This is a genomic window from Streptomyces sp. NPDC111606 (assembly GCF_055656945.1).
In genome coordinates, this window is the sequence record NZ_JBVKBY010000001.1 from 1,723,592 (window position 1) to 1,745,008 (window position 21,417).

Annotated in this window: 13 protein-coding genes; 8 read left to right on the forward strand and 5 right to left on the reverse strand. The window is 70.0% G+C overall.

From position 1 onward, the window contains the following. Positions 1-37: 37 nt before the first annotated feature. The 4 genes from ACZ7M7_RS07795 to ACZ7M7_RS07810 all read left to right on the forward strand — a co-directional run bounded on the left by ACZ7M7_RS07795 (position 38) and on the right by ACZ7M7_RS07810 (position 5,912). Positions 38-961, forward strand: coding sequence for an ABC transporter permease (locus tag ACZ7M7_RS07795; RefSeq protein ID WP_472113791.1), 924 nt, complete (start codon positions 38-40; stop codon positions 959-961). 25 nt (positions 962-986) lie between these two features. Next, complete coding sequence (locus tag ACZ7M7_RS07800; RefSeq protein WP_472114004.1) at positions 987-1,862, forward strand: ABC transporter ATP-binding protein; 876 nt, start codon at positions 987-989, stop codon at positions 1,860-1,862. Between the two features lie 148 nt (positions 1,863-2,010). Further along, on the forward strand, positions 2,011-4,239 hold the full coding sequence (locus tag ACZ7M7_RS07805) for a CDP-glycerol glycerophosphotransferase family protein (RefSeq protein WP_472113794.1): 2,229 nt from the start codon (positions 2,011-2,013) through the stop codon (positions 4,237-4,239). Then, positions 4,236-5,912: a glycosyltransferase family 2 protein gene (locus ACZ7M7_RS07810; protein ID WP_472113797.1), complete on the forward strand. Its 1,677-nt coding sequence runs from the start codon at positions 4,236-4,238 to the stop codon at positions 5,910-5,912. Before ACZ7M7_RS07805 ends, ACZ7M7_RS07810 begins: the two co-directional genes overlap by 4 nt. Before the next feature lie 157 nt (positions 5,913-6,069). Here the strand turns inward: ACZ7M7_RS07810 and ACZ7M7_RS07815 are convergent, their stop codons facing one another. Both ACZ7M7_RS07815 and ACZ7M7_RS07820 read right to left on the reverse strand, forming a co-directional pair. Beyond that, positions 6,070-7,569 (reverse strand): hypothetical protein, encoded by a 1,500-nt coding sequence (locus ACZ7M7_RS07815; RefSeq protein WP_472114007.1) that lies wholly within the window; start codon positions 7,567-7,569, stop codon positions 6,070-6,072. Positions 7,570-7,698: 129 nt separating this feature from the next. After that, positions 7,699-12,636, reverse strand: coding sequence for an NAD-glutamate dehydrogenase (locus ACZ7M7_RS07820; RefSeq protein WP_472113800.1), 4,938 nt, complete (start codon positions 12,634-12,636; stop codon positions 7,699-7,701). Between the two features lie 777 nt (positions 12,637-13,413). On the opposite strand from ACZ7M7_RS07820, the gene ACZ7M7_RS07825 reads away from it, so the two are divergent. Then, positions 13,414-13,980, forward strand: coding sequence for a DJ-1/PfpI family protein (locus ACZ7M7_RS07825; protein WP_383616665.1), 567 nt, complete (start codon positions 13,414-13,416; stop codon positions 13,978-13,980). Positions 13,981-14,071: 91 nt separating this feature from the next. Here ACZ7M7_RS07825 and ACZ7M7_RS07830 read toward each other — a convergent pair whose 3' ends face one another. Both ACZ7M7_RS07830 and ACZ7M7_RS07835 read right to left on the reverse strand, forming a co-directional pair. Continuing rightward, complete coding sequence (locus ACZ7M7_RS07830; RefSeq protein ID WP_383616668.1) at positions 14,072-14,737, reverse strand: HAD family hydrolase; 666 nt, start codon at positions 14,735-14,737, stop codon at positions 14,072-14,074. Between the two features lie 78 nt (positions 14,738-14,815). Beyond that, on the reverse strand, positions 14,816-15,331 hold the full coding sequence (locus tag ACZ7M7_RS07835) for a DUF6912 family protein (protein ID WP_472113805.1): 516 nt from the start codon (positions 15,329-15,331) through the stop codon (positions 14,816-14,818). Between the two features lie 351 nt (positions 15,332-15,682). Between ACZ7M7_RS07835 and ACZ7M7_RS07840 the strand changes: the two genes are divergently transcribed. Next, on the forward strand, positions 15,683-16,306 hold the full coding sequence (locus ACZ7M7_RS07840; protein WP_472113808.1) for an Rv3235 family protein: 624 nt from the start codon (positions 15,683-15,685) through the stop codon (positions 16,304-16,306). Between the two features lie 109 nt (positions 16,307-16,415). Here the strand turns inward: ACZ7M7_RS07840 and secA are convergent, their stop codons facing one another. Then, a complete protein-coding gene (secA, locus tag ACZ7M7_RS07845) occupies positions 16,416-19,265 on the reverse strand; it encodes a preprotein translocase subunit SecA (protein WP_383616677.1) in 2,850 nt (949 codons plus the stop codon). Positions 19,266-19,535: 270 nt separating this feature from the next. Between secA and ACZ7M7_RS07850 the strand changes: the two genes are divergently transcribed. Further along, a complete protein-coding gene (locus ACZ7M7_RS07850) occupies positions 19,536-20,117 on the forward strand; it encodes a GNAT family N-acetyltransferase (protein ID WP_427844710.1) in 582 nt (193 codons plus the stop codon). A gap of 91 nt (positions 20,118-20,208) precedes the next feature. Further along, a complete protein-coding gene (locus ACZ7M7_RS07855; protein WP_472113812.1) occupies positions 20,209-21,408 on the forward strand; it encodes a winged helix-turn-helix domain-containing protein in 1,200 nt (399 codons plus the stop codon). Positions 21,409-21,417: the final 9 nt, after the last annotated feature.

Genomic DNA, 21,417 nt, shown 5'->3' on the forward strand with positions numbered 1-21,417 from the left:
CCCCGCACCCTCCTCCCCCCGAGCGAAAGCAGCGGATGTGACCCAGGCCCTCCACACACCGCCCCCCACGGCCCCCGCCCCGCCCCACGAAGCCGACCTCGCGGCCCTCGCCGCCCGGCACGGCCTCACGGTCAGCGGGGCCCGCCCCTCCCTGCGCGAGTACGTCGGCCGGCTGTGGGCGCGCCGGCACTTCATCGGCGCCTTCTCCACCGCCAAGCTCACGGCGCAGTACAGCCAGGCGAAGCTCGGCCAGCTCTGGCAGGTGATGACGCCGCTGCTGAACGCGGCGGTGTACTACCTCATCTTCGGCAAGCTGCTGGGCACGAGCCGGGGGGTGCCGGACTACATCCCGTTCCTGGTGACGGGGGTGTTCGTGTGGACGTTCACGCAGAGCTCGATCATGGCGGGCACCCGCGCGATCTCCGGCAACCTGGGCCTCGTCCGGGCCCTGCACTTCCCGCGGGCCGCGCTGCCGATCTCCTTCGCGCTGCAGCAGCTCCAGCAGCTGCTGTTCTCGATGGCGGCCCTGGTCGTGATCCTGCTCCTCTTCGGCATCCCGGTCGCCGTCTCCTGGGTCCTGGTGGTGCCGGCGCTGGTGCTGCAGTCCGTCTTCAACACCGGCATCGCGATGGTCATGGCCCGCATGGGTGCGAGCACACCGGACATCGCCCAGCTGATGCCGTTCGTGCTGCGCACCTGGATGTACGCGTCGGGCGTGATGTTCAGCATCAGCCACATGATGGCCAAGCACACCGACTGGCCGTCCTGGCTGACCGCGGCCCTGCAGGCCAACCCCGCGGCCGTCTACATCGACCTGATGCGCTTCGCGCTGATCGACAGCTTCCACGCGAGCCAGCTCCCGCAGCACGTGTGGGCGATCGCGACGGGCTGGGCGCTGCTCGCCGGCGTCGGCGGCTTCATCTACTTCTGGAAGGCTGAGGAGACGTACGGCCGTGGCTGACAACGCACAGCTCGCACAAGAGCAGATCCAGCCGGCCCCACAGGGCCGGCAGGCACAGCAGGTCCCCACCGTCATCGCGGACGGCGTCGACATCGTCTACCGCGTCAACGGCACCGGCGCGGGCCGCGGCTCCGCCACCGCCGCGCTCAACCGCATCCTGCGCCGCAAGCAGACCGAGAAGGCGTCGGGCGTGCGCAAGGTGCACGCCGTCAAGAAGGTCTCCTTCGTGGCGTACAGGGGCGAGGCGATCGGGCTCATCGGCACCAACGGCTCCGGCAAGTCGACCCTGCTCAAGGCGGTCGCCGGCCTCCTCCCGGTCGAGAACGGCCGTATCTACACCGACGGCCAGCCCTCCCTCCTCGGCGTGAACGCGGCCCTGATGAACGATCTCACCGGCGAGCGCAACGTCCACCTCGGCAGCCTCGCGATGGGCATGTCCCGCGAGCAGGTCAAGCAGCGCTACCAGGAGATCGTCGACTTCTCCGGCATCAACGAGAAGGGCGACTTCATCACCCTCCCCATGCGCACGTACTCCTCCGGCATGGCGGCCCGCCTGCGCTTCTCCATCGCCGCCGCCAAGGACCACGACGTGCTGCTGATCGACGAGGCCCTCGCCACCGGCGACCGCTCCTTCCAGAAGCGTTCCGAGGCCAGGATCCGCGAGCTGCGCAAGCACGCGGGCACCGTGTTCCTGGTCAGCCACAACAACAAGTCGATCCGGGACACGTGTGACCGCGTGCTGTGGCTGGAGCGCGGCGAGCTGCGGATGGACGGGCCGACGGACGACGTACTGAAGGAGTACGAGGCCTTCACGGGGGACAAGACGGCGAAGCCGAGCCCGAAGCCCAAGCCGAAGCCGGCACCCGCGGCGGCCCCTGCTGCGGCCGCGCTTCCTTCGTGAGGCGTCCCTCGTGAGCGTCCTCCTGAGCCGTCCTCAGAGCCGTCCTCTGAGCCGTCCCTCGTGAGGCCCAAGCAGAGGTCACCCTTTCATCCCATTAGTGTCACTATGACCTAGGTCGGTAGGTCCTGGGAGTGAAGGAGTCCCCGCGATGCCCGAGCTCAGCGTCATCGTCCACGGGCCGAACACCCAGGACCGTCTGACCGGACTCCTCGTCTCCCTGGCCGCGCACCCGCACCCCGATGTCGAGGTGATCGTGGCCGCGGTCGGACCGTGGGCCCAGGAGACGGCCCGGGCGTACGCCCCCGAGATGCTGGTACTGCCGCTGCCGGACGGGACGGACGACGCCGCGGCCCGCTCGGCCGGGGCGGCCCGGGCCTCCGGCCGCTGGCTGCACTTCGTCCACGCGAAGGACGGCCTGCCCGCCGGCGCCCCGCGCACGGTCGCCGAGCGTGTCGCGCAGTTGCCGGACGAGGTGGACGTCCTCCTCTTCGACCACGTCCGCTCCACCTGGGAGACCGCCGGCCTGCCCTCCTCGGACGGCCCGCGCCTGGCCCGCGCGGGCCGCGCCGCCCTCCCCCTCGACGACATCGCCCGCAGCGCGCTCCGCATCACCCCACTGCTGGGCAACCGCGCCCTGCGCACCTCCTTCTGGCAGGCGCACGAGCCCCGACTCACCACCCCCGACGAGCCGTACGCCGCCTATGCCGCCCTCCTCCTCGCCGACCACGTCGCCGCCCTGAACCAGGTGGCGTACGAGCACCACGAGCTGCGCCCCGAGAGCCTCCCCCCGGTCGCCCCCGAGCAGCGCGACGCCCTCGTCGACCGCTACGAGGCCCTCCTCACTCTCGCCACCGGCCCCGCAGGCCGCGCGGTCCCCGCAGGCCACGCAAGTTGCACCACGCACGCCGTCCTGTACGACGTGATGATCCGGGACTGTCTGCGCGCCTTCGCCCGCATCCCCATGCCGGACGCCGTGGCGAGGCAGTTCTTCCGCCGCGCCGCCGAAGCCGCCGTCCGGCAACGCCCGCCCGGATACCGCCGCCCCGCCGGCCCCGAGGGCATCCGCCGAGCCCTCCTGGAGGAGAACGCGTACACCAGGTACCGCGCCTTCCAGGCCACCAACCGCGCCCGCCGAGCCGCGAAGTCGGCCGTCGGAGCCCGCGCACGCCAGGTCTCCGCCGCCCTCGGCGACCACCACTACCGCAGGTCCCTGTCCCGCCCGGTCAACCCCAACCTGGCCGTCTTCGCGGCGTACTGGAACCGCGGAGTGGCCTGCAATCCGGCGGCGATCGCGGCCAAGCTCACCGAACTGGCCCCGCAGATCCACCCGGTGTGGGTGGTCACACCCGACAACGCGCCCCTCCTCCCACCCCACACCGACCACGTGCTCCCCGGCACCCGCCGCTACCGCGAAGTGCTGGCCACGGCGAAGTACCTGGTCAACAACGTCAACTTCGCCAACGCGGTCGTGAAACGCCCGGACGCGATCCACCTCCAGACCCATCACGGCACCCCGCTCAAGCGCATGGGCGTGGACCAGATGGAGTTCCCGGCGGCGGCCAAGGGCCTGGACTTCCCAGCGCTGCTGTCCCGTATCGACAGGTGGGACTTCAGCGTCTCCGCGAACAGCCACTCCACCCGCATGTGGGAGCGCGCGTACCCCTCCCGCTTCGTCTCCCTCGACCACGGCTATCCGCGCAACGACGTCTACTACACCGCCACCGCGGCCGACATCCGCACGATCCGCGACCGCCTGGGCATCCCGCCGGCCCACCGCGCGATCCTCTACGCCCCCACCCACCGCGACTACGAAGCCGGCTGGACGCCCCGCCTGGACCTCGCCACCCTCGCCGAGCAACTCGGCAAGGACACGGTCCTGCTGGTCCGCGGCCACTACTTCTACGATCACGCCCCGTCCCCGCTGACCGCCCTGCGCCGCACGGGCCGGGTCATCGACGTCTCCGCCTACGACCCGGTCGAGGACCTGGCCCTGGCCGCGGACGCGCTGGTCACGGACTACTCGTCCATCATGTTCGACTACGCCAACCTCGACCGTCCGATCGTCGTCTACGCCGACGACTGGGAGACCTACCGCTCCACCCGCGGCGTCTACTTCGACCTGATGGCCGAGCCGCCCGGCCAAGTGGCCCGTACCCAGCAGGAACTGACCGAGATCCTCACCACCTCGGCCTGGCACGACGAGGGCGCGACGAAGGCGCGGACCGCCTTCCGCCATCGCTTCTGCGAGTACGACGACGGACGCGCCGCCGAACGCGTCGTACGCCGGGTGTTCCTGGGCGAGAGCGAGGACGCCCTGCCGCCGGTGATCCCACTGGAGGAACGCACACCGGCACCGAGCCCGAGGGAGTCGCTATGACGCCGGACGTCACGCCCCCCGACGTCACCGTCACGGTCATCGTCTACAACGACGCCGACCGCCTCCCCCGAGCCGTGGCGTCGGTACGCCGCCAGACCCACGCCAACATCGAGATCATCATCAGCGACGACCACTCGACGGACGAAACCCCGCGGGTGGCGCAGCGCTTGGCGGCCCAGGACCCCCGCGTCCGCCACCTCCGCCTGCCCGCGAACAGCGGCGGCTGCAGCGTCCCGCGCAACCGCGCCCTTCAGATCGCGCGAGCGCCGTACGTGATGTTCCTGGACAGCGACGACGAACTGACCGACGACGCCGTGGAGTTGCTCCTGTCGGCGCACCGCGAGCGGGAGATCGACTTCGCGATGGGCGCGGTGGTGCGGATCCGCGAGGACAACGGCCGCCGTACGAAGTGGATGCCGCATCTGGTCGCCGAGCGCCGCACGGTCATCGGCATCGAGTCCGAACCCCGGCTGCTCTTCGAGCACCTGTCGACGAGCAAGATGTACGCCCGTGCCTTCCTGGACCGCCACGACCTCCGCTTCCCCGAGGGCGTCCACTACGAGGACCAGCTTTTCTCGGCGCAGGCGTACTGCCTGGCCAAGGAGTTCACGATCGTCCCGGAGCCGGTGTACCGCTGGCACATCGCACCCTTCGCCGCCACCGGCGCGGCATCGATCTCCAACCAGCGCGACCGGCTCGACAACGTCCGCGACCGCGTCCGCGTCCAGCGCCTCATCGACGACTTCCTCACCGAGAGCGGGCACACGAGGCTGCGCGACGACAAGGACTACAAGTTCCTCAAGCACGACTTCCGGATGTACGCCGGGGACCTGCCGTACCGCGACGAACAGTGGCTGACGTCCTTCGCGGACATCATGATCCCCTACCTGGAGACCCTGTCCCCCACGGCCTACGCCCGTCTGCCCCGTACGGAACGCGTGGTCCTGCAACTGGTCCGCGAACGCCGCTTCCAGGAGGCCGGGTCGGCGGCACGCGGCCTGGGCCACGCGGTGGCGCCGAGGCAGGTGACACCGGACACGAAGGGCCACACGTACTGGGGCGGGACCGTCCCCACAACCGACTGGTCCCGCCGCGAACTGGACGTCACCGACCTCGAACTGGACACGCGCCCCTTCCGAAGCGCCCAGTTCCGCCACGAGATCACCGAGCTCACACGTGGCCCCGGCGCCTCGATCGACCTCACCGTCCGCACCTACGACCCCGGCCTACGCCTGCCGGTCGGCCCCCACCGCGCCGCCCTCCTCCTCACCCCCGGCCGACACCGCCTCCAGGCCCCCTTCCGCCTCACCCCGACCCGCCCGGGCATCTACGAGGGCCACGTCCATCTCGACCTCGCCACCGCCCTGGTCCCCCATCACGGCTTCACCGGCGTCCGCCACCCTTTGCTCCGCATCGAACACCAGGGCCAAGCCCACTCCGCGGTACTCCTGGCCCCGCTGGACTTCCCCACCCTGACCACCCGCATCCCGTACCGCACAGGCACGGCACCCCACCAAGTAACCATCGAGCCGGAGGGCCGAGGCACCGGCCGACTCCAAATCCGCTGGCAGCCGGTGGGCGTAACAGCAAAACTCCTCCACTCCCTGGCCCGCCGAGCGGCCCGACCGAGGGTGAGAAGGGCGGCACGCTTGCTGAGGAGCGCGTTGCGGTAGGGCGACCTTGGGTCACTTTCCGGCGCCGGTCCAGCCATGTCAGCCCGTCCGGCGTTTGAGGACGAGGCCGTTCAGGCCGAAGCGGGGGTCTGGGGGCGGCAGCCCCCCAGGGACAGGACGGGTAGGGGCGGCGGGGGCGAGGAAACCCGCAGACCCCTCACCGCACCACCTCATACAACACCTGCCCACCCGGCCCCCGAGCCACCGCCCGCACCCCGGAGCCCACCCCACCCCCACCCCCCTGATCCACAACCCACCGCACCCCATACGCCCGCACGATCCCCCGCCGAAGCCCCTCCGACGCCCCCACCGCGAAGTACCGCCGCACAGCCTCCCCCCGCCGCCCCTCATCCGGCAGAAAGAAGTCGGGATACCCGGGCGCCACGGTGTACGCCCCATACGCCGGAATCTGCCGAGCAGGAATGGTCCGCGCCATCACCACGTCCCCGTACGCAACCCACGGCGTGACCCAGTGATACCCCGCCCAAGGCACCCGGTACTTCGCCGCAACCACCCCCGGCAACACCCCCCGCGGAACGACGTACCCCACCGTCCCGACCTGAGTCCAGGCACCCACCACCAACGCCGCACCAAGCACCCCGACCCCCACCCCCCGCCACCACGGCCGCCACCGCCCCCACACCTCCACCACCCCCACCGCCGCAGCGATCTGCGCAGGAATCACCACCGCCGGCACAGCCCGCCCCCACGAGTAATGCCCACTCGCCCCACCCACCCCCACGACCACCACCCCCAGCACGAAGAACAGCACCAGCGGATCCCACCGATCCCGCCACCACCGCACCCCGAGCGCCACCACCCCCACCGACACCAGCCAGTACCGCCCCACCAGATCCCGGTACAACCCCCGATGCACCGCCTCCAGATCGCCCCCCGCCCCGAACAGGGCGAAGAAGTCGTAGTACGGCCACACCCACAGAACCCCCACCCCCATCAGCACGCCCACCCCCAGCCGCACCCACACCCCACCCCCCACCCGTGCGGCGACCACCGTGGCCAACGCCCCCAGCGAAGCCACCACCCCCGAGAACTGATGGCACAGCAGAATCACCGCCCACAGCACACCGAGCCCGACCCACACCCCCCACCCCCGCGCCCAGCCCGCCGGCACCGACCCGCCCCGCACCGCCCCCGCCAGCAAGGCCCAGAAGTGAAACGCCAGCCCCAACGCGAACACACTCGGATACGACACCGTCAACGCCAGCGAGTTCAGCCCGAGAAACCCGCTCCAGGTGAACAGCGACGTCCCCCACAGGAACACCAGACACAGCAACGACAGCGCCGGCGCAGCCGGATGCGCGCTCAGCGTCCGCACGTACCGCCACACCCCGCTGACGAACAAACCGAGCCCGACCACCGCACCGATCCGCAGCACGACGAAGACGGAGAACCCCGTCACCCGGGCGACACACCCGAGCACCAGCATCCAGGGCGAGTAGTACGGACTCGGTGTGTCCGCGTCGACGAGCGGATTGCCGGGGTCGATCAGATCGTGCCGCAGACGTTGCAGGGTCGCCGCGTGCATCCCGAGGTCCCCGGCCCACGGAAGCCGGACGACGACCAGCACGAGCAGCACGACAACCAGCACGGCGCCGACCTGCGCAACGACCGAAGGTCTCCGCAGCGCACCCCGCATCGTGCTCACGCCAGCACTGTAATTCCCGTTATGCCCCAAATGCGCGAGCGCCCCGGACTGTCACAGTCCGGGGCGCCCTGGCCCACGTACGAGCTACGTACGACCTACGTACTCAACGAATCCGCACGGCTACGAGTGCTGCCGCAGCAACGTCCGCATCGTCCGCATGGCCACCGACAGGTTGGCCAGATCGAACGCCTCCGACCCCTGGATCTCCTCCAGCGTCGTACGCGCCCGTCCCAGAATCGCCGTGTTCTTCTGCTCCCACGACTTGAAGCGCTGCTCGGGCGTCGCGGCGCCGTTGCCGGCCGCCAGGATGTCCGAGGTCAGGGCCGCGTGGGCGGCGTAGAGGTCCTCACGGATGGAGGCGCGGGCCATGGACTGCCAGCGGTCCGCGCGGGGCAGGTCGATGATGCGGTCCATGAGCTGGGTGATACGGAGCCGGTCGGCGAGGTCGTAGTACACCTCGGCGACGTCCATCGGGTCCTTGCCGAGGCGGTCGGCCACCGAGACGATGTCCAGCGTCGGGAAGGCCGAGGAGAACCCGGACACCCGCGTGGCCAGTTCGGCCGGGACGCCGACACCGGTCAGCTCGTCGTAGATCTGCTGGTACCACTCCAGGTCCGCGCCCTTGAGCAGCTTCGGCAGCTGCGACCACACCTGCTCGACCCGGTCACTGAAGAAGTCGATGGTGTCGGCGAGCTCCAGCGGCTGCGGCCGGTTGTTGAGCAGCCAGCGCGTACCGCGCTCGACCAGGCGGCGCGAGTGCAGCCGGATCCGGGTCTGGACGGCGGCCTCGACCTTGTTGTCGAGCGCCTCGACCGCGTCCCACACCGTCGACGAGCGGAAGATCGCGCGGGCCACGGTCTGCGCCCGGACGATCTCTTCCAGGGAGGCCCCGGTCTCCTCGCGCAGCCGGTGCAGATACGTCGTACCGCCCGTGTTGACCGTGTCGTTGACCAGCACGGTCGTGGTGATCTCGCGGCGCAGCGGGTGGCTGACGAGGTTGGCCGGGAACTGCTCGCGCAGTGCGGTCGGGAAGTACGCGTGCAGCAGCGTGCTCAGGTACGGGTCGTCCGGCAGCGTGGTGTGCAGCAGTTCCTCGGCGACCGTGATCTTCGTGTACGCCATCAGGACGGCCGTCTCCGGGCCGGTGAGGCCGTGGCCGGTGCCGAGGCGTTCGCGGATCTGGCGGTCGGTGGGCAGGAACTCCAGCGCCCGGTCCAGGTGACCCTCCCTGACCAGGTGCTTCATGAAGCGCTGCTGGGCGTGAAGCATGGCGCTGGACTGCTCGAGGGCGTTGGCGATCGCCGTGTTCTGCGCGTAGTTGTTGCGCAGGACCAGGCGGCCGACCTCGTCGGTCATCTCGGCGAGCAGCTTGTTGCGCTGCTTGACGGTCATGTCGCCGTCGCTGACCAGGCTGTTGAGCAGGATCTTGATGTTCACCTCGTGGTCGGAGGTGTCCACGCCCGCGCTGTTGTCGATGGCGTCGGTGTTGATCCGGCCGCCGTGCCGCGCGAACTCGATCCGGCCGAGCTGGGTCAGCCCGAGGTTGCCGCCCTCGCCGACGACCTTGACCCGCAGGTCGGCGCCGTCGACGCGGATGGCGTCGTTGGCCTTGTCGCCGACGTCGGCGTGCGTCTCGGTGGACGCCTTGACGTACGTACCGATGCCGCCGTTCCACAGCAGGTCCACCGGCGACTGGAGGATGGCCTTCATCAGGTCGGCCGGGGTCATCTTGGCGACCTTGCCCTCGATGCCCAGGGCCTCGCGGATGTGCGCGTTGACCGGGATGGCCTTGGCGCTGCGGGGGAAGACACCGCCACCGGCCGAGATCAGCTCGGTGTTGTAGTCCTCCCAGCTGGAGCGGGGCAGCTCGAAGACGCGGCGGCGCTCGGCGTAGGAGGTGGCCGCGTCCGGGTTCGGGTCGATGAAGATGTGCCGGTGGTCGAAGGCGGCGACCAGGCGGATGTGCTCGCTGAGCAGCATGCCGTTGCCGAACACGTCACCGGACATGTCGCCGATGCCGACGACCGTGAAGTCCTCGGTCTGCGTGTCCACGCCCAGCTCACGGAAGTGCCGCTTGACGGACTCCCAGGCACCGCGGGCGGTGATGCCCATGCCCTTGTGGTCGTAGCCGGCCGAGCCGCCGGAGGCGAAGGCGTCGCCCAGCCAGAAGTTGTACTGCTCGGCGACCCCGTTGGCGATGTCGGAGAAGGTCGCGGTGCCCTTGTCGGCGGCGACGACGAGGTAGGTGTCGTCCTCGTCGTGGCGGACGACGTCCGCCGGGGGCACGACGTCGCCGGCGACCATGTTGTCGGTGATGTCGAGCAGCGCCGAGATGAAGGTCTTGTAGCTCGCGACCCCCTCCGCCAGCCACGCGTCCCGGTCCACGCTCGGGTCGGGCAGCTGCTTGGCGACGAAGCCGCCCTTGGCGCCGACCGGCACGATGACGGTGTTCTTCACCATCTGCGCCTTGACCAGGCCGAGGATCTCGGTGCGGAAGTCCTCACGCCGGTCGGACCAGCGCAGGCCACCGCGCGCGACCTTGCCGAAGCGCAGGTGCACGCCCTCGACGCGCGGCGAGTAGACCCAGATCTCGTACGCCGGTCGCGGCGCCGGCAGGTCGGGGATGGCCTGCGGGTCGAACTTCATGGAGACGTAGTCGTGCAGCTTGCCGGCCGCCGCCTCCTGGAAGAAGTTCGTCCGCAGCGTCGCCTTGATGACGGTGAGGAAGGACCGCAGGATCCGGTCCTCGTCGAGGCTCGCCACCTGGTCGAGAGCCGCGTCGACCTCTTCGAGCAGCGCGTCCACGATCTCGCGGCCCGCGCGCTGGCGGTCCGGCGACATCCGCGCCTCGAACAGGGAGACGAGCAGCCGGGTGGTGTGGACGTTGTTGCGGAGGGTGTCCTCCATGTAGTCCTGCGAGAAGGTGGAGCCCGCCTGCCGCAGGTACTTGGCGTACGCCCGCAGCACCATCGCCTGCCGCCAGGTCAGCCCGGCGCTCAGGACGAGGGCGTTGAAGCCGTCGTTCTCCGCCTTGCCGGTCCAGGTGGCGGCGAAGGCCTCCGAGAACCGCTCACGCGCGTCGTCGCCGAGGTAGTCACCGGCATTGCCGCCCGACTTGGGAAGCCGCAGACCGAAGTCGTAGATCCAGGCGACGCTGCGGTCGGAGCAGCGCAGTTCGTACGGCCGCTCGTCCACGACCTCGACGCCGAGCCGGCTGAGGACGGGCAGGACGGCGGACAGGGAGACGGCCGGGCCCTTGCGGTAGATCTTGAACCGGCGCTCCTCGGGGGACGCGCCGACCGGCTCGTACAGGCTCAGCGAGAAGTTGTTCTCCTCGGTGAGCTGTTCGATGTGGACGAGGTCCGAGACCGCGGAGCGCGGGCTGTGGTCGGCCTTGTAACCCTCGGGGAAGGCATTGGAGTAGCGGCGCAGCAGCTCGGCGGCGTGCTCCTCGCCGAGTTCGGCGTTGAGCGCGTCGGCGAAGCCGTCGGCCCAGGAGCGGGCGGCCTCGACGAGGCGCGCCTCGATGCGCTCCTTGTCGCTGTCGCTGAGCTCCGGCAGCTCGGTGCCCTGCGGAACCCGCACGACGAAGTGCAGCCGGGAGAGGATCGACTCGGTGTTCCAGGCGGTGAAGTCGACGCTGGTGCCGCCGAGCTCCTCCTTCAGGATGTCGATGATCCGCAGGCGTACGCCGGTGGTGTAGCGGTCGCGCGGGAGGTAGACGAGGGCCGAGTAGTAGCGGCCGTACTCGTCCTGCCGCAGGTACAGCCGCAGCCGGCGGCGTTCCTGCAGGTACAGGACGGAGGTGGCGATGCGCTGGAGCTCGGGGACCGGGGTCTGGAAGAGCTCGTCGCGCGGGTACGTCTCCAGGATCTGCAGCAGGTCGCGCCCGTCGTGGCTGTTGGGCGAGAACCCGGCGACCCGCAGCACGTCGTCGACCTTGCGCCGGACGACGGGCACGCGGCGGACGGACTCGGTGTAGGCGGCGGAGGAGAACAGGCCCAGGAAGCGGCGCTCACCGACGACCTCGCCGTTCTCGTCGAACTTCTTCACGCCGACGTAATCGAGGTACGACGGCCGGTGCACGGTCGCCCGGCTGTTGGCCTTCGTGAGGATGAGGAGCTTGTGCTCGCGGGCCTTGGCGCGGGCGTCGGCGGGCAGCCGCTCGAAGGAGGGGCTGACGGGGTGGCTGTCGGTCTCGGAGTGGTGCGGGTCGGCGCGCAGGATGCCCAGGCCGGTGCCCGGCACGGCGGCCAGCGAGTCGTCCTCGCGCAGCTCGTACTCGCGGTAGCCGAGGAAGGTGAAGTGGTCGTCGGCCAGCCAGCGCAGCAGCTCGCGGGCCTCCTCGAATTCCTGCTCACGCAGATCGGAGTGGGGCTCCTGCGGCAGCTCGTCGGCCATGCGCATGGCCAGATCCCGCATCTTGCTCCAGTCCTCGACTGCCTCACGGACGTCGGACAGGACGCGCAGCAGATCGGCGGTGATCTGCTTCAGGTCGCCGCGGTCGGTCTCGCGGTCGATCTCGACGTGGATCCAGGACTCGGTGTGCGTGTCGTGCGGCACCTCGCCGGTGGGCGGCGCGGTGAGCACCTCGATGAGCTTGCCGGTGAGGTCGCGGCGGACGAAGACCTGGGGGTGGATGACCACGTGGATCCCGCGGCCCTGCCGAGTGAGCTCGTTGGTCACCGAATCGACCAGGAAGGGCATGTCGTCGGTGACGACTTCGACGACGGAGTGGCTGCAGGTCCACCCGTTCTCTTCCACGGTGGGCGTGTGGACCCGGACGTTGGCCGTGCCCTGGGGGCGGTTCTCGGCCAGCCGGTAGTGCGAGTAGGCGGCTCCGAAGATGTCGACCGGGTCGCGGTCGGTGAGGTCCTCCGGGGCGGTGTGCAGGTAGTAGCGCTGGAGGAACGTGAGCACGGTGTCGTGGTCCGGGGTGCCGGGGCTGCTCTCGTCCGTCGTCCCAGTCGGTAGGTGCCCCCCGACCGGGCTGTTCTCAGCTACCCGAGCGGCCCTCTCGAGCAGCTCGGCCTTGGCTTCGTCCAGCTTGGTCTGCATTGTCCTCTGGCTCCTGTCGCGCGCCGTTGCGTGACGTAGAAGGAAGTACGGTCTCTTCCCCTCCGGTGTAACGCCGCGACGCGGGGTGTCCGGTCTGCTTCGACGCTATGCCGCGAGGTGAGATGAGCGGGGTTATATGAGCCAATCTTGAGCTGCCCAAGGGGTGTGACGCTGCTCTCTGCGACGTCCGGGCCCGGGGTGTGCATGACGTCCCGGGAGCCCTTACGCCCCCCTCCCGCCCGCGAAGACCAGCGACCGCCGCCCGGTCACGGATGTAGTCCGTGCTCGCCGGGCGCAGGGCAGGGGCAACACTGCCCCCGCGAGCTATCGCGCTGATCACGCCACTAAGGCTATCGCTCCTTACAGGGGGGCCGTCATGAGCCGTATGTGTACAAAACCAGGGGTGGAACTTTGACGTTCTGCACAGGGGCAAACGGGGCGGCGAGGGCGTAACTGGCGGGGTCGGGTGCACAGGGGGAGCCTGGGGTGAGGGACTGTGACGACGACCGGGGCCGGGTTCCACGAACGGAAGCAGGCCATCCGGAGACGACCGGTGTCCGAAAACAGCCGCTGACCATGGCGCCTACTGCGCCGTGCCTGTCCGCGACCCACCGGGCGCGCAGGCATTCGCGCCACCGGGGCGGCCCGTCACGGCCCGGCGGCACCTCGCGCCGCCGGGCCGCGCACGCCCCCTTGGCAAGCGCCCCGCCCCGAGGCACGTTGCCCCAAGGCCCGGCAAAGACGCAGCCCCCGGCCAAAAAGAGGAGCGCACCCGACATGACAGCGAAAATCCTCATCGTCACCGGCGACGCCGCAGAGTCACTGGAAGTCCTCTACCCCTACCAGCGCCTCCGCGAAGAGGGCTACGACGTCCACATCGCCGCCCCCACCCGCAAGAAGCTCCAGTTCGTCGTCCACGACTTCGAACCCGGCTTCGACACCTACACCGAGAAACCCGGCTACACCTGGCCCGCCGACCTCGCCTTCTCCGAGGTCGACCCCGGCGACTACGCCGCCGTCGTCATCCCCGGCGGCCGGGCCCCCGAGTACCTCCGCAACGACCCCGAGCTCCGCAAGATCCTGAAGTCGTTCTTCGACGCCGACAAGCCGGTCGCCCAGATCTGCCACGGCCCGCTGCTCACCGCCGCGATCGACAGCCTTCGCGGCCGCCGCGTCACGGCTTACCCCGCCCTGGAACTGGACATGCAGGCGGCCGGCGCCACCTTCCAGGACGCGGAGGCGGTGGTCGACGGCACCCTGGTCTCCTCCCGCGCCTGGCCGGACCACTCCAGCTGGATGCGCGAGTTCCTGACGGTGCTGCGAGCGAAGGCACCGGTGACCTGACCCACGCCCACGCCCGGGTCCGCATGCAGGCCCCGGCGAGCACCGGCGCGGCGTTCCACCGGGGCGCCGCGCCCCTGAGGGGCGCCGACGCTCACGCGGCCAGCCGCTCCGCCTCCGCGACCGCCTCGACCAGCGTGTCCACGACCGGCACCCCGACCCCTTCGAGGCTCGCCCGGCTGTGCGACCCCCCGGTGTAGAGCACCGCCTGAGCCCCCACATGGAGTGCCGCCACCGCGTCGTCCGCCGCGTCGCCGATCACGACCGTGCGAGCGGGATCCACGCTCGCGAGCGCCTTGATGTGCCGCACCATGTGCTCGGCCTTGCTGCCCCCGGACGGCCCGGTCCGCCCGTCGACGCGTATGAAGTGCTCCTCGATCCCGAACCCCCGCACCAAAGGGATGAGTTCGTCATGCACGTACATGCTCAGGATCGACTGGCTGCGCCCCGCCGACCCCCACTCCACGAGCAGCTCCGCCACACCCGTGGTGAGCCCGCAGGTCACCCGGTGCTCGGCGTAGTACCGGTGGAAGGTCTCGTCCATGACCTCCCACTCGGCGTCGGTCGGCAGCCGGCCGAGCAGCCGCTCGTAGAACTTCGGCACCGGCACGCAGTACAGCGCCCGGTACTGCTCCATCGTGATCGGGTCGAGCCCCAGCTCGCCGAACGCCGCGTTCGTCGCCCCGATGATCGCGTCATTGTCGTGGAACAGGGTCCCGTTCCAGTCCCAGACGATGTGCGCCCCTACTAGCTTCCCCATGCCAAAAACCGTACCCGCCCTCACTGACAATCAAGAGAACGGCGGGTCAAACAGCAGGTCAACGAGGGCAGCGCCGGGTCAGTCGACCAGGCCCACCAGGTTCGGGATCTCCTGGGTGGCGAACCACAGCAGCTCATGGTCCTCGGCCCCGTCCACGACGAACTGCGCGTCGTCGTCCCCGCCGTCCGCCGCCGCCAGCGCCTGCGCTGCCGCCGCCACGTCCGTCTCCGCGTCGTCCGAGTCGACGTGCACGGCTGCCGCCCTGGCCAGCGCCACGCCCCCGGCGATCCGCACCTCGCCCAGCGCCGCCGGGTCCAGCCCCCGGTCCGGGTCGGCGACGGCCGCCCCGTCGGGCACGTCGACGGCGACCACGACCCGGCGCCGCGCCGCTCCGGCGTCCGTGGCCAGCAGCCTCAGCGAGGCCAGCGCGGACCGGTTGAGCGCGGCGTACTCCAGCTCCTCGATGTCGTCGGAGAGGTACCACTCGCGCAGCGCGGGCGTGACGGCGTACGCGACGAGCGACTCGGCCTCCAGCTCGCCCGCCTTGTGCGCCTCGGCGAGACCGGGGAGGGTCAAGGGGACGTAGACGCGCATGGCTGACCGCTTTCTTCGTACTCGGAGCTCGTATGGCTCTGCAAGGGCCCGGAGAGGGGCGATCCCCGCACCTCCGGAGGGCCTTCAGGATACGTGCGGGCGATACCTGCGGCGTCCCCTTTCGAGCCCCGCCCACCACCCCGCCCGGCGTCCACCCCGGTCCACGAACTCACCCGGTGCGCCCTTGCCGATGCGGGCTTCCGCCGCCCTCGATCACCCGGATAAGTGAAGCTTCCGGCCGCCCGGCCCGAGTCCCCGCTTCCTTGCCGCCGACACCCGCGGCCCCGTACAAGATCACCAACCACGAAGTTACCGACCGGTATCAAACCGGGTTCACCGAACGGGGACTCCATGAACAAGGTCATGACCAGGGCGCAGCACCGCCCCGGCACCCGCCCGCCGACCCGCCGCGACACCCGCCGCCCCGCCGGCAGCCCGCCCCGCACGCCGAGCGGCGGCACGGCCCGTACGGCATCCCCAGGAGGCCGCCCACCGGGCTCCTCAGGCTCCACGGCAAACCTCCCGCGCACCAGGCCCACGGACACCCGCCCAGCGACTGTCCCCGCCCTTACGCCGCGCGCCTGGCACCTCCCGGCGGCCGAAACCAGCCCCCTCGACCGGCCCGCCGTCCCGCAACCCCGCCCCACCGACGTCTTCGCCGACCGACTGCTCCTCGTGCTGAGCGGCCAGCGCCCCGTCCACTGGATGCTCCGCCACACCGCCGGCCGCGCCTACGACGAACTCGCCTGGCTCGCGGAACGCGGCCTCCTGCGCACCCGCGGCACCCGCCCCGTCGTCCGCGACATCGGCTACTTCGAACCCCGTCCGGGCGCCATCGAGGCCTTCGCCCGCATCGGCGCCGGAGACCAGCTGCGCGCCATGGCATTCCGCCTGGAACAAGGCGGCGACCTCCGCTGGCGCTGCACGGCAGTGGAACTGGGCGGCCCACGCAGGCCGCGCCCGGACGACGACTGACCGCCACCGCCCCCGCAACGGCCGCCGGCGGGCCGGGCAAGCCGAAGGGCCGGATTCCCCGAGGAACCCGGCCCTTCCTGGCTGCTACGGCGTCACAGCCACCGTCACGTCACTTCTTGCGGCGCCGCCCACCACGTGCCTGCTTGCGCCGCTCCGCGCGGGTGAGGCCGTCGGCCTCCGAGCGCACCGGCTCGTCGCCGTTGTCGAAGTCGCCCTCGACGATGTCGCCCTCGCCGTCCACCTTGGGGGCGGTGTAGTGCAGCCGGTCCGGGCGGCGCGGAGCCTCGAGGCCCTTGGCGCGGATCTCGGGACGCGAGCCCGCCTGCGCCGGCACCGCGTCCTTCTTCTCCAGGTCGGCCACCGGCTTGGCGTCCTCGACCGGGACCTCCTCGACCTGCTGCTCGACCTGGACCTCCAGGTTGAACAGGTAGCCGACGGACTCCTCCTTGATGCCCTCCATCATCGCGGTGAACATGTCGAAGCCCTCACGCTGGTACTCGACCAGCGGGTCCTTCTGCGCCATCGCGCGCAGGCCGATGCCCTCCTGGAGGTAATCCATCTCGTAGAGGTGCTCGCGCCACTTGCGGTCCAGGACCGACAGCACGACCCGGCGCTCCAGCTCACGCATGATCTCGGAGCCGAGCTGCGCCTCACGCGCCGCGTACTGCTCGTGGACGTCGTCCTTGATGGACTCGGAGATGAACTCGGCGGTCAGCCCGGCACGGTCACCGGCCGCCTCCTCCAGTTCGTCGACGGTCACCTTCACCGGGTAGAGCTGCTTGAAGGCGCCCCACAGCCGGTCCAGGTCCCACTCCTCGGCGAAGCCCTCGGCGGTCTCCGCGCCGACGTACGCGTCGATCGTGTCGTCCATGAAGTGCTGCACCTGCTCGTGCAGGTCCTCGCCCTCCAGGACACGGCGGCGCTCGCCGTAGATGACCTCACGCTGGCGGTTGAGGACCTCGTCGTACTTCAGGACGTTCTTACGGGTCTCGAAGTTCTGCTGCTCGACCTGCGACTGGGCGGACGCGATCGCGCGCGTGACCATCTTGTTCTCGATCGGCACGTCGTCCGGGACATTCGCCATCGACATCACGCGCTCGACCATCTGGGCCTTGAACAGGCGCATCAGGTCGTCACCGAGGGAGAGGTAGAAGCGGGACTCGCCCGGGTCGCCCTGACGGCCGGAACGACCGCGCAGCTGGTTGTCGATACGGCGCGACTCGTGCCGCTCGGTGCCCAGGACGTAGAGACCGCCGAGGTCCTTGACCTCCTCGAACTCCGCCTTGACCGCCTGCTCGGCCTTCTCCAGGGCGGCGGGCAGGGCCGCGGCCCACTCCTCGATGTGCTCCTCGGGGTCGAGGCCGCGCTGACGCAGCTCCGCCTCGGCGAGGTCCTCGGGGTTGCCGCCGAGCTTGATATCCGTACCACGGCCGGCCATGTTGGTGGCGACGGTGACGGCGCCCTTGCGGCCGGCCTGGGCGACGATGATCGCCTCACGGTCGTGCTGCTTGGCGTTCAGCACCTCGTGCTGGACGCCGCGCTTGGACAGCTGCTGCGACAGGTACTCGGACTTCTCGACCGACGTCGTACCGACGAGGATCGGCTGGCCCTTCTCGTGCTTCTCGACGATGTCGTCGACGACCGCCTCGAACTTGGCGACCTCGGTGCGGTAGATCAGGTCCGACTGGTCCTGGCGGACCATCGGCCGGTTGGTCGGGATCGGGACGACGCCGAGCTTGTAGATCTGGTGGAACTCGGCGGCCTCGGTCATCGCCGTACCGGTCATGCCGCACAGACCGGGCTGTTCCTTTTCGTCGTGGTCGTGGCGCTTGTAGAGGCGGAAGAAGTTCTGCAGGGTGATCGTGGCGAGCGTCTGGTTCTCGTCCTTGATGTCCACCCCTTCCTTCGCCTCGATCGCCTGGTGCATGCCCTCGTTGTAGCGGCGGCCGGCGAGGATACGGCCGGTGTGCTCGTCGACGATCATGACCTCGCCGTCGATGACGACGTAGTCCTTGTCCTTCTTGAAGAGCTCCTTGGCCTTGATGGCGTTGTTCAGGTAGCCCACCAGCGGCGTGTTCACCGACTCGTAGAGGTTGTCGATGCCCAGCCAGTCCTCGACCTTGGAGACACCGGCCTCGTGAATGGCGACCGTGCGCTTCTTCTCGTCGACGTCGTAGTCGCCGGTCTCCTCCAGGCCCTTGAGCGGGTTGCCCGCCTCGCCCTTCTTCAGGCGCGTGACCAGCTTGGCGAAGTCGCCGTACCACTTGGTGGCCTGGTCGGCCGGGCCGGAGATGATCAGCGGCGTACGGGCCTCGTCGACGAGGATGGAGTCGACCTCGTCGACGATGGCGAAGTTGTGGCCGCGCTGGACGAGTTCGTCCTTGGACCACGCCATGTTGTCGCGCAGGTAGTCGAAGCCGAACTCGTTGTTCGTGCCGTACGTGATGTCGCACGCGTACTGCTCGCGGCGCTGGGCCGGCGTCATGTTGGCGAGGATGCAGCCGACATTCAGACCCAGGAACTTGTGGACGCGGCCCATCATCTCCGAGTCGCGCTCGGCCAGATAGTCGTTCACCGTGATCAGGTGGACGCCCTGGCCGGACAGCGCGTTCAGATAAGCGGGCAGCGTGCCGACGAGCGTCTTGCCCTCACCGGTCTTCATCTCGGCCACGTAGCCCAGGTGGAGGGCCGCGCCGCCCATGATCTGGACGTCGTAGTGACGCTGGCCGAGAGCGCGCTTGGCGGCCTCGCGAACGGTCGCGAAGGCCTCGGGCATCAGGTCGTCCAGGCTCTCACCGTCTGCGTAGCGCTGCTTGTACTCATCGGTGAGGGCCCGCAGCTCGGCGTCGGAGAGGTCGACGAAGTCCTCTTCGATGGAGTTGACCTGGTCCGCGATGCGGTGCAGCTTGCGCAGGATCTTGCCTTCGCCTGCACGCATGATCTTCGAGAGGACGGACACGGGGGTTGGTCTCCTTGCCGGTCGGGCCTGGGACGGTCGGTTTCCATTTGACTTGACTGAGCAACGGCCATCGTATGCGAGGACCCCGCCACGCCGGGAGCCTGCCGTGGACGTCGAACGTCCGCTGCTTCAAATCTCCGTCAAAGGGACAACGGCCGGGGGCTGCGGATGGTGCCGCGTTCCGCCGACGAATTGCGCGAAATGCGTTCGCTCGCTCACACACCGCATATAAGGATGGCGCCGGCGACGGCCCCCGAGCAGAATCGGCCGATGGAACCCGTCACGCTCGCCACCAGCCGTCTCCTCATGCGCACGGTCGGCCCGAAGGACACGGACACGGTGTACGAGGCCGTACAGGACCCCGACATCCAGCGCTGGACCACGATCCCCTCGCCCTACCTCTACGAGCACGCCCAGAGCTTCGCGGAACAACTGGTCCCCGAAGGCTGGGCGAACGGTTCGATGCTCACCTGGGGGCTCTTCCTCCCCGAAGGGGAGGACCTGGTGGGCATGCTCGGCCTCACTATGCGGTCCATGAGCGAGGCCGAAATCGGTTTCTGGGGCACGAAGGAGCACCGCGGCAACGGCTACGTCACCGAAGCGGTACTCGCCGCGTCCCGTTGGGCCTTCGTCGACCTGTCGCTCGACCGGGTCGAATGGCGCGCGGAGGTCGGCAACAGGCCCTCCCGCGCGGTGGCGGAACGCGCCGGCTTCACCGTCGAGGGCACCCTCCGCTCCGCCATGGTCAACCAGGGCGTACGCCGGGACTGCTGGGTGGGTTCCCTGCTCCCGTCGGACCTGAGCCTGCCGTCCACGGCCCCGTACCTGCCGGCGAGGAACCAGCCCGCATAACTGCGCCCCCCCGGCACCCGCGAGCAGGCCCACCACGGACAAATCCCCAGCTCACCCCGCACTGTCAGTGCCACCGCCTATCGTGCCGACCATGACGACCCTGCGCCCCACCACCGACCTCTCGGCCGACGAGGCCCGCCGGATCGCCCTCCGCGCGCAGGGTTTCCTCGGCACCCCCGACCGCAGGTCAGGCGTCCGCGGCATACTGCGTCACCTCGGCGCGGTTCAGCTCGACACCATCTCGGTCCTGGCACGCTCCCACGAGCTCATCCCGTACGCCCGCCTGGGCGCAGTGGGCCGCAAGACGGTCGAGCAGGCCTACTGGACCACTGCGGCCGCGGGCGAGCCGTCGGCGCAGCCCCACGCCTTCGAGTACTGGTCCCACGCCGCCTGCATCCTCCCCGTGGAGGAGTGGCCGCACTTCGCCTTCCGCCGCCGCGCCTACCGCAACCGGCCCCACTGGAACCACGACCTCCCCGACGGCGCCTACGACCAGGTGATCAAGCAGCTCCGCGCCGAGGGCCCCGTGACCGCGACCGAGCTGGGCGGCGCGAAGCGGACCAGCGAGTGGTGGGACTGGTCGGGCGCCAAAGTCGCCGTCGAACGCGCCCTGATGTACGGCGAGGTGGTCTGCGTCGAGCGGCGCGGCTGGAAGCGCGTCTACGACCTGGCGGAACGCGCCATCCCCGAGGCACTGCTGCACGACGATCTGGACGACGCCGAGTGCCTGCGCCGCCTGGTCCGCCTGGCGGGCCAGTCCCTCGGCGTCGGCACACGCGCGGACATCGCCGACTACCACCGGCTCAAGGGCGAACAGGTCGACGCGGTGATCGCCGATTCGGGCCTGGTGCCGGTCACCGTCGAGGGCTGGGGCAAGCCGGCCTGGGCCGACCCGGTGGCCCTGGAAACCCCTCCGCGCGGCCGCCACCGTACGACGCTGCTGTCCCCGTTCGACTCCCTGATCTGGGAGCGGGCACGCACGGAGCGGATCTTCGGCTTCACCCACCGCCTGGAGGCGTACGTCCCCAAGCAGAAGCGGGTCTACGGCTACTTCGCGATGCCGGTCCTGGCCGGTGGCCGTCTGGTCGGCCGCGTGGACCCGGCCCGCGAGGGCAGCACCCTGGTCGCCAAGCAGGTCACCCTGGACGGCCCGAAGGCGGTCCCGGCGGTGGCCCAGGCGCTGGTGGAGGCAGCGAGCTGGGTGGACTGCACGGACGTACGCGTGGAACGGGTCGACGCACCCGACCTGCGCGAGCCGCTCGCCACGGAGCTCACTCGCTTGCTGGCGTGACCCTGAGGC